At 52.8% G+C, this 7,811-nt stretch carries 6 protein-coding genes; 4 read left to right on the top strand and 2 right to left on the bottom strand.

The features are described from left to right. The 3 genes from ACJROR_RS09995 to ACJROR_RS09985 all read left to right on the top strand — a co-directional run. Positions 1-924: flagellin (locus ACJROR_RS09995; RefSeq protein ID WP_406546949.1), on the top strand; the 924-nt coding region annotated here is incomplete at its 5' end. Between the two features lie 186 nt (positions 925-1,110). After that, positions 1,111-2,319, top strand: a complete 1,209-nt coding sequence (locus ACJROR_RS09990; RefSeq protein WP_406546948.1) for a serine/threonine protein kinase — start codon at positions 1,111-1,113, stop codon at positions 2,317-2,319. 405 nt (positions 2,320-2,724) lie between these two features. Then, a complete protein-coding gene (locus tag ACJROR_RS09985; protein WP_406546947.1) occupies positions 2,725-3,528 on the top strand; it encodes a DUF6273 domain-containing protein in 804 nt (267 codons plus the stop codon). A 281-nt stretch (positions 3,529-3,809) separates the two neighbouring features. Here the strand turns inward: ACJROR_RS09985 and ACJROR_RS09980 are convergent, their stop codons facing one another. Then, positions 3,810-4,898 carry an acyltransferase family protein gene (locus ACJROR_RS09980; protein ID WP_406546946.1) on the bottom strand — a complete coding sequence of 363 codons (1,089 nt, stop codon included), beginning with the start codon at positions 4,896-4,898 and terminating at the stop codon, positions 3,810-3,812. 211 nt (positions 4,899-5,109) lie between these two features. Then, the gene (locus ACJROR_RS09975) at positions 5,110-6,729 is read right to left on the bottom strand and encodes a methyl-accepting chemotaxis protein (RefSeq protein WP_406546945.1); all 1,620 of its coding nucleotides are present in this window, start codon (positions 6,727-6,729) and stop codon (positions 5,110-5,112) included. A gap of 528 nt (positions 6,730-7,257) precedes the next feature. On the opposite strand from ACJROR_RS09975, the gene ACJROR_RS09970 reads away from it, so the two are divergent. After that, the coding region (locus ACJROR_RS09970; protein WP_406546944.1) for an IMPACT family protein at positions 7,258-7,811 on the top strand (554 nt) is incomplete at its 3' end.

Raw genomic sequence — 7,811 nt, 5'->3', positions numbered from 1 at the left:
TCGTCACTGAATGCTCAGCGGATGATGGCAAACTCCACCAATGCTCTGGATACCTCCTACAAGCGTCTGGCCTCCGGTCTCAGAATCAACAGTGCCAAGGACGATGCCGCAGGACTCCAGATTTCCGACCGTCTCACTTCCCAGATCAACGGCCTTAACCAGGGCAACCGCAATGCTCAGGACGGCATCTCCTATGCTCAGACCGCTGAAGGGGCCATGGATGAAATGACCAATATGTACCAGCGCATCCGCACCCTGGCTCTCCAGTCTGCAAACGGCACCAATTCTTCTGCTGACCGTACTGCGCTCCAGCAGGAGGTGGAATCCCTTTGCAGTGAAATTGAAAGAATTTCCGCTGACACCACCTGGGGCGGGCAGAAGATTCTTGACGGCAGCACTGCCAGCGTGGATTTTCAGGTAGGCGCCGATGCCGGTCAGAAGATTACTCTGAGTTTTGCTGCCACTGCCAAGAAAGCATCTGACGGCTCTGCTGCAGCGCTTGCCGGGAATTGGGGGGTAGATGCTCTTATCGGAGCTATCGGAGTTAAAGAGACGGATGCAGATAAGAAGGGATTTAAGTCCATAACTGCTTCCATTGACGGCGCGGATAAAAGCATCAAAGTTTTTGACATTTCCAACGCAGACAAAGCTCAGGATGTGCTGGCCAGTATCGACAACTATATTGCTGCCGTGGATGCCAAGAGAGCCGACTTCGGCGCCTTGCAGAACCGCCTGGAATCTACCATCAGAAACCAGAGCAACGTATCTGAGAATGTTTCCGCTGCCAGAAGCCGCATCAGAGACACCGACTTTGCCTCCGAGACTGCTGCCATGACCCAGCAGAACATTATCCAGCAGGCCTCTCAGTCCATTCTGAGCCAGGCCAACCAGAGACCGCAGGTAGCTCTGAGCCTTTTGGGGTAACGGTAAGACAGTAACCTGATTCAGCGATGAAAGGGCCGGACTTTATGTCCGGCCTGATGTTTTCATGGGGGAAAGCTGGCCTTCACGCGTTTTGTTAAGAAGGTTATTGTTTTCAGGCGCGGGTTTTGACAGAGAGGGACGGATTCTGTTTACTTACTCTGTTTAAACAGTATTCGTGAGGCGCCTATGTCCGAAACCAAAGTTAACGGCCCAACCAAAGCTAACTCATCACTGTTCAGCAAATTCGCAGAGACTCGGGTAAACCTTGTTCAGAAACTCCCGGACATCACGGGGCTTACCATGGGCGATTTCCATATAGACTCAAGGCTGTACATAGTTTCCGGGGAGGCGGATATCTACCTCTGTTCCGGAACCGGGAGCCGCTCAGAGAAGAAGTTCCTGCTCAAATACTACCGCCGGGAAAATGCCGTAAAGCCGGATGTGCTGGAAAAGCTGAGGACGGTAACAAGTCCTTTCGTGGCTCCGGTGGATGACTTTGGCGCCTGTCAGGGGTATCAGTATGTGGTGCGTCCGTACTACAAGATGGCATCCCTGGCGGAAATCCTGTCCCATGGTGTTAGATTTTCAGAAGAAGATCTCAGAAATCACATTATTCCGTCAATTGTTGCAGGCCTGAAAGCCGTTCACGATGCCGGCATCCTCCACAAGGATCTCAAGCCTGCCAATCTTATTCCTGATGATGCCGGGGAACATATTGTCCTTATAGACTTCGGCATCAGTTCCGATGCGGGAAAGAACACATTTGTGGTAACAAAGACCGGTATGACTCCGGCCTATGCCGCTCCTGAGGCCATGCAGGGAATCTTCCATAAGGAAACCGACTACTACGCTCTTGGCATTACTGTTTTTGAACTCTTTACCGGCTTTACTCCATTTCAGAATCCTGATCTGTCTCCGGAAGAAGCGGCAAGGCTGGCCTCCATCAGCAAAATCGAGTTCCCGGAAGACTTTCCGCCCCGCCTTAAGGATCTGGTGCAGGGACTGACCTACAAGGATCTTTCCAATCGTCATGAAAAGGAGAACCTCAACAGACGCTGGGGCTATGACGAGGTCATAAGGTGGTTAAACGGAGAAGACGTGCCGGTGCCGGGGGAAAGCGATAACTCGGTACAGAAACCGAAATTCCTCCCTTACTCATTTAGCGGGGTGAAGCATGAGACTCCGGAGTCTTTGGTTAAAGCCATGCTTAAGGATCCCGCCGCCGGAATCCGGGAGGCGGGAAGTGGCATTCTGACGCACCACTTCAGTCTCTTTGCCCCCGATCTGGAAAAGATCTGCCGGGAGGCGGAGGCAAATCTCCAGAAGAACACGGATGCGGCAGGAAGTCATCAGGTCTTTTACCGCCTGATGTACCGTCTCGCCCCCAAAACTTAAAACCATCTTCTGCGGTGGACGGGAGTTCGGGAGTCTTGCGTAGCTTCTGGGGTACCTTAAGAAGCTGGAAAGCGAGAAAGGTTTTTCCGGTTACATCAGGTACATTGAAGAGCACCGCGAGGATCTGGAATTTTTCGCCTCCGCTATTCCGGAAGCAAAATCCCGGGAGGCTTTAAAGCTGGTTCTGGAGGATCTGGATCGGGCTGTATTCGGAGAGGGCGAGCTTCAGTTCAAAAATGCCCGGGCCTTTGATGAGTATACGCGGGGAGGCTCCTCCGGGAAAAGCAGACCTATCGTCTTCGTCATCTCCTTAACACCTATGACGCCGCTCTTAAGGAGGTATCAGAAAAGGTCTGGCACTCCAGTTCCTACGATAATCTCAGAAGAACGGTTTCCGGGTTTGTAATGCTGGGGGAGCATATCTTCACCTCCGCGCTCTCTCAGGTTATCAAATTTGATTTAGATAAATACGAGGAAAATAATATGGAGCATATCTTCACCTCCGCGCTCTCTAAGGTTATCGGAAAGTTCCGGTCGTACACCGGTTCCGCTGCTGACAAACAGGCCGGCATTACCGTGAAGGGCATCAAATATCCTGCGGTGATGCCTAAGCCCATGCCGGTGTTCAAGGTCGGGGAGTACGTTAAGTTCGGAAGCTACCCTCAGAACTACCGCAGCGGGGAGCCCATTGAATGGCTGGTTTTGGAGGTCAGCGACCAGGAAGCGCTTCTGGTGAGCCGTTACGGCCTTGATTGCAAGGAGTATCATCATTGGGATGTACCCATGACCTGGGAGCAATGCAATCTGCGGCGGTGGCTTAACGGTAAGTTTCTGAAGGCGGCTTTCTCTGCTGAGGATCAGCGCAGGATCAAACTCTCAGAGGTGGTGAATGGCGATAACCTGGAGTACGGCACCCGCGGCGGATATTATACTCAGGACCGGGTTTTCTGTCTCAGCCTTGCGGAGGCGGAACGTTATTTTAAGAATGACAGTGAAAGGCTGTGCCGGCCTACGGCCCATGCCCGTAACCAAGGCGCAGGGGTAGATAATGGCAACGGCTGTTGTTGTTGGTGGCTGCGGTCGCCGGGCAGTAATCAGTACCGCGCATCGAACGTACATGCGGGCGGCGCGCTAGGCCCGCATGGTGGCAACGTCTACATTGATAACAACGCCGTGCGGCCCGCTTTACGGCTAATCTGGAATCGGTAATCTTCTAAATCGGGAATCAGCCGCCGCGGCGTAATCCGCGGAATCTGGCGCGGCTTGCCGCGCTCTCTCTTCCGCCCGCTTGCGGGCGGCGGATTCAGTTTTGGGAATCCTGACTGCTAAATAAGGCAATACTCAGGGTGCGGTTCTGTTCCGAAAAGACCGCCCCGAAGGAAATACCGGGCATTTTACTTACGGGGCAAGGCGGGGCCGGATCCGGCCAGACTTTTCCAGAAGTCCAGCCAGAGGCTTGTGGTTATGCGCTCCGGAATTGCCCCTCGGGTTCAGTTCTTGCTCTGAGAAGCTTCGGGGCCCTTAAGTTTTGCCATAATCCTGCCGGTTCCTTTTCTGATAAGAAGGTCAGCCTTTACCGCTAAAGCGGTAATGCCAAGGGTCAGCGCCCAGGCGAAAAAGACATAGGCCAGGTCGGATTTGATGATTCCGGTAAAGGGCTCGTAGAGGTACATGGCGGCGATAAGGGGAAGCGGCATGTGATAAAGGTAGAACGCCATGAAATTCCGGTCATAGAACTGCACCGCCCGGAATTTCCCGATGTAATCCATGACCCGGTCGGCAAACAGTCTGGCAAAGCAGAAGGCGCTTACGCAGGCGCCGCCGGCGGCGATCTGAGAAAGCAGGGCGGACATCTGGCCCTTTTCAATCGGGATGTTATAGGCGGTCAGGAAGAGCGCCAGGGAGCCTGCCATCAGAGCCAGATTTTTCCCCGGGGTAAGCTGGCTGCAGATGCGGTATATGGCGCCGCCCAGAACAAAGATAAAGAGATTGTCTGACAGGGACTGGAGGCTCATAAAGTACACGCCCTTAAGGCCCCAGTTAAAGAGCAGGGTCAGGAGGAAGGATCCCGCAAGCAGGAGCCAGAACCAGCGCTTCGCCGCAAAATGGGTCAAAAGGCAGATGACGTTAATGATGAGGAGGATCTGAAGAAACCAGAGATGCTCGCTGAACATCATGGTGCAGAACTTTTCATAGCCCTCAAGCAGACTGTCCGAAGCGAGATGGAGACCGCTGGGAATGCTGAAGATGGTGTAGAGGGGGATCAGATACAGGAGTCCCACCTGGAAATACGGAACTACGATGCGTTTTACCCGCTTGACCAGCTGATCCTTAACGCTGCGGTTACCGGCTGCCATGGTCATGAAAAAGAGAAAACCGGAGCAGAAAAACAGGCAATGCACGTCAAAGAGCTTGTTAAAGTGCAGGAGCCACGACAGATAGTCAAGGTTGCCGTCAATTACCACCTTCCAGTAGCTGCCGCTCCCGAAGAACGGCCGGTAGCAATGAAAAAACAGCACCGACAGGAGAGCCAGCATTTTGAGGAGGGTTATTTCATTGAATTTTTTCTTGTCAGCCATTTGATTATCCCAGCATTCCGTACTGTCCGGCGTTGTTTTGCAAAATCTTCCGGACAAAATCCCATTAGCTGGCGGAGCTTTTATAAAGAGCTCTCCGGGATGCCAAAGAAAACAGAGAAACACCCCGCCAGCTATTAATTTGCGGACAGGATGTTCCTTAAGGCTGTTTCTGTCAAGGATTTTCAGTTATGACTAATCCGTTTAGGTTCTCTTAAACCTTGAATTTTTCGATATATTCCTCCATCTTCAGAGAGATCTGATGCACGGTGTCTGAAATATTCATATAGCTCACGGCATCGTTCTTCGCATGGGCGGTGATATCGGCCACCAGCTTCAGGCGCTGGGATATTTCAATGTTGGTGGCGGTCTGCTGTTCCGAGGCCACGGCGATCTGGGAGATCTGCTGGTGCATGTTTTCCACGGATCTGTCGATTTCATTGAGGCTCTTTTCGACTTCGGAGGTACGCTCCACAATGACGTTCATCTTCGCGAAGTTTTCATTCATGGCGGTATTGGCTTTCTTTTCCAGGGCCTGAATGGCGGAGATCATGGCGCCGATTTCCTTGGTGGATTCCGAGGTGCGGTTGGCCAGAGAGCGTATTTCGTCTGCCACCACGGCAAAGCCCCGGCCGTATTCTCCGGCCCGGGCGGCTTCAATGGCGGCGTTGAGGGCCAGGAGATTGGTCTGTTCCGCAATCTGCTCGATGGTTTCGATAATGCCGCTGATGCGCTGTATCTGTTCCCCCAGACTCCTGATAATGCTGAAGCTTTCCTGAGTGGCCACGCTGTATTCCCGGATCTGGCTTATTACCTGTTCCACGGTCTCCACATCGGAATTTACCAGATTCTGAGCGGCAGACGAGGATTCCGAGGCATTGATGCATTTCTGGGCAATATCATTGGCGGTGGCGGCAATCTCGCTGCTGGAGCTGGTTACCCCGGCGATTTCCTCGGTGATCTTGCTGTTGTTTTTGGCCAGCGCCGCACTGTTATCCCGGAGAGTGCCGGAATTTTCCAGCAGGGACTGGGAGGTTTCCTGAATATGGCACAGCACCTCGCGGAGGGTAGCGATCATCTGACCGAAGGAGGCGGCAAGAACGCCGATTTCATCAGTTCCGGTTTCATTAATCCGGACAGTAAGATCCCCCTGGGCCACCACCCGGGAGTCCCGGGCCAGGAGGGTTACCGGCAGGGTAATTGATTTACCAATGAGATAAATGGCAATCCCTGTCAGCGCAATGGCCAGAATACCAATGATAAAAAGCCATAAGGGGCTGCAGCTGGACATGGAATCCGCCTCGTACTTATCGGAGGTGGCGGAGGCCAGCTGAATCAGCCTGGCAACCCGGTCGTCAACCTTGTCGCCGATGGGAACCAGGTATTTCTGCACTGCGAGATAGCCTTCCCGGGGGTTGCCGCCGTCGGTGAATTCGTAGACCTTTTCCTTGGCGAGGTCGTAGTCATCCAGGTTTTGGTAAAGGCTCTTCACCAGATCATGACATGCATTGTCAGAGCCGCAGGATGCCTTAATGTCTTCCACGGTTTTGTTGAAGATTTCCCGGTTTTTGACATAGGCCTTCCGCATGCCAGCGCGTTCCTCGGGAGTCACGGTCATGGGATACTTGATGGCGCTGATGCGGAGCTCCTTGAAAAGCCCTTCGGCATGACGGGCATGGTCGACAAAATCCACGCTTTTTCCGAGAATCGGTATTGTTTTTTCTATTTTGCTCAGTTTTAATGCGGACAGGGAGGTAATTGCCACCAGCGCCAAAATGGACACCGAGGCGATTATCGTAAGACGTTTGGCAATTTTGACGTTCTTTAAGCTCATAGAATAATACCTGCAAATTATCTGTCATGGCCTTGCATGAAGCGGAACCGGAAAATTGTTTGCCTGCGGGTAATCGCCAGCTTAAGCATGAGCCCGGAGCGAAAGCCGTAACAGGGCATTCTTCCGGGAAACACATGGCTGAACCAAAAGCAGATCCGCTTTGATGCCGCGCTGCTTTGATTTTTGCCAAAAAACCAAAGAGCTTCCGCACCAAATTCGAGCAATTATACGGACGATGGTTTCTTTTTGGAAAGTCTGCCTTTGTCAAAGTGTATCCCCGGTCAAGTTTATGTTTGCCGTCATTCCGTACGGAAAAAAAAGCCGGACTCCTGATAATTATTGCCGGTATGAACCTGTTTTCAGCGGAAACATGTCTGTTATCCGAAACTGGTGCCCCGGTGAAGGCTATGGTGCGATGAAAATGCGGCGAAGAAAATGCGGGACGTGATTGCTGGTAAAATGACAGCGGTAATATGCGCTGTTATGCGAGCAGATAATGATGAGATGACGGCATATAGGAGGCCTGATTTGTCTGAAAACACTGTTTACATTCCGGAGCTTCTTCCGGGGCATTTGCACCGGAATGAGCTTACGGTGAAGAGAAGCCGGTTTATCGCCAGCATCGGACATACCCCGGGAAACGCCGCCGTCAAAACCTTTATCGAAGGGATCCGGGGAGAATTTCCCGACGCCCGGCACCACTGCTTTGCCTTTAACGCCGGAAGAGGGGATTCCGCGGCATTTCTGGGAGCCTCTGATGACGGAGAGCCCAAGGGAACTGCAGGCCGTCCCATGCTGAACATTCTCAGTCATTCCGGCATCGGAGAAATCACGGCGGTGGTAACCCGCTATTTCGGCGGAACTCTTCTGGGCACCGGTGGTCTTGTTAAGGCCTATCAGGACAGTGTCCGGGAAGCGCTCCGGGATCTGCCCCTGAAGCCCTGGGAGCCGGTAACGCCTTTATGGGTAAGGACGGAGCTTGCGGGACTCAGCGCGGCGCTTAACAGGATTCGCCAGGCGGCAGGAACAGTTTCCAATACGGAGTTTGCCGGGGAGTCAGCCGTAATCAGAGCCAGTGTTCC

The sequence above is a fragment of the Succinimonas sp. genome (assembly GCF_045225735.1).
In the GTDB taxonomy this organism is placed as follows: domain Bacteria; phylum Pseudomonadota; class Gammaproteobacteria; order Enterobacterales; family Succinivibrionaceae; genus Succinimonas.
The sequence above is the reverse complement of the archived record's forward strand: the minus strand, read 5'-3'. Positions and strand labels throughout refer to the sequence as shown.

Bases quoted from the DNA above. Each gene is read 5' to 3' on its own strand.
- ACJROR_RS09990 (WP_406546948.1), top strand. From the start codon at position 1,111: ATGTCCGAAACCAAAGTTAACGGCCCAACCAAAGCTAACTCATCACTG.
- ACJROR_RS09985 (WP_406546947.1), top strand. From the start codon at position 2,725: ATGCTGGGGGAGCATATCTTCACCTCCGCGCTCTCTCAGGTTATCAAA.
- ACJROR_RS09980 (WP_406546946.1), bottom strand. From the start codon at position 4,898: ATGGCTGACAAGAAAAAATTCAATGAAATAACCCTCCTCAAAATGCTG.
- ACJROR_RS09975 (WP_406546945.1), bottom strand. From the start codon at position 6,729: ATGAGCTTAAAGAACGTCAAAATTGCCAAACGTCTTACGATAATCGCC.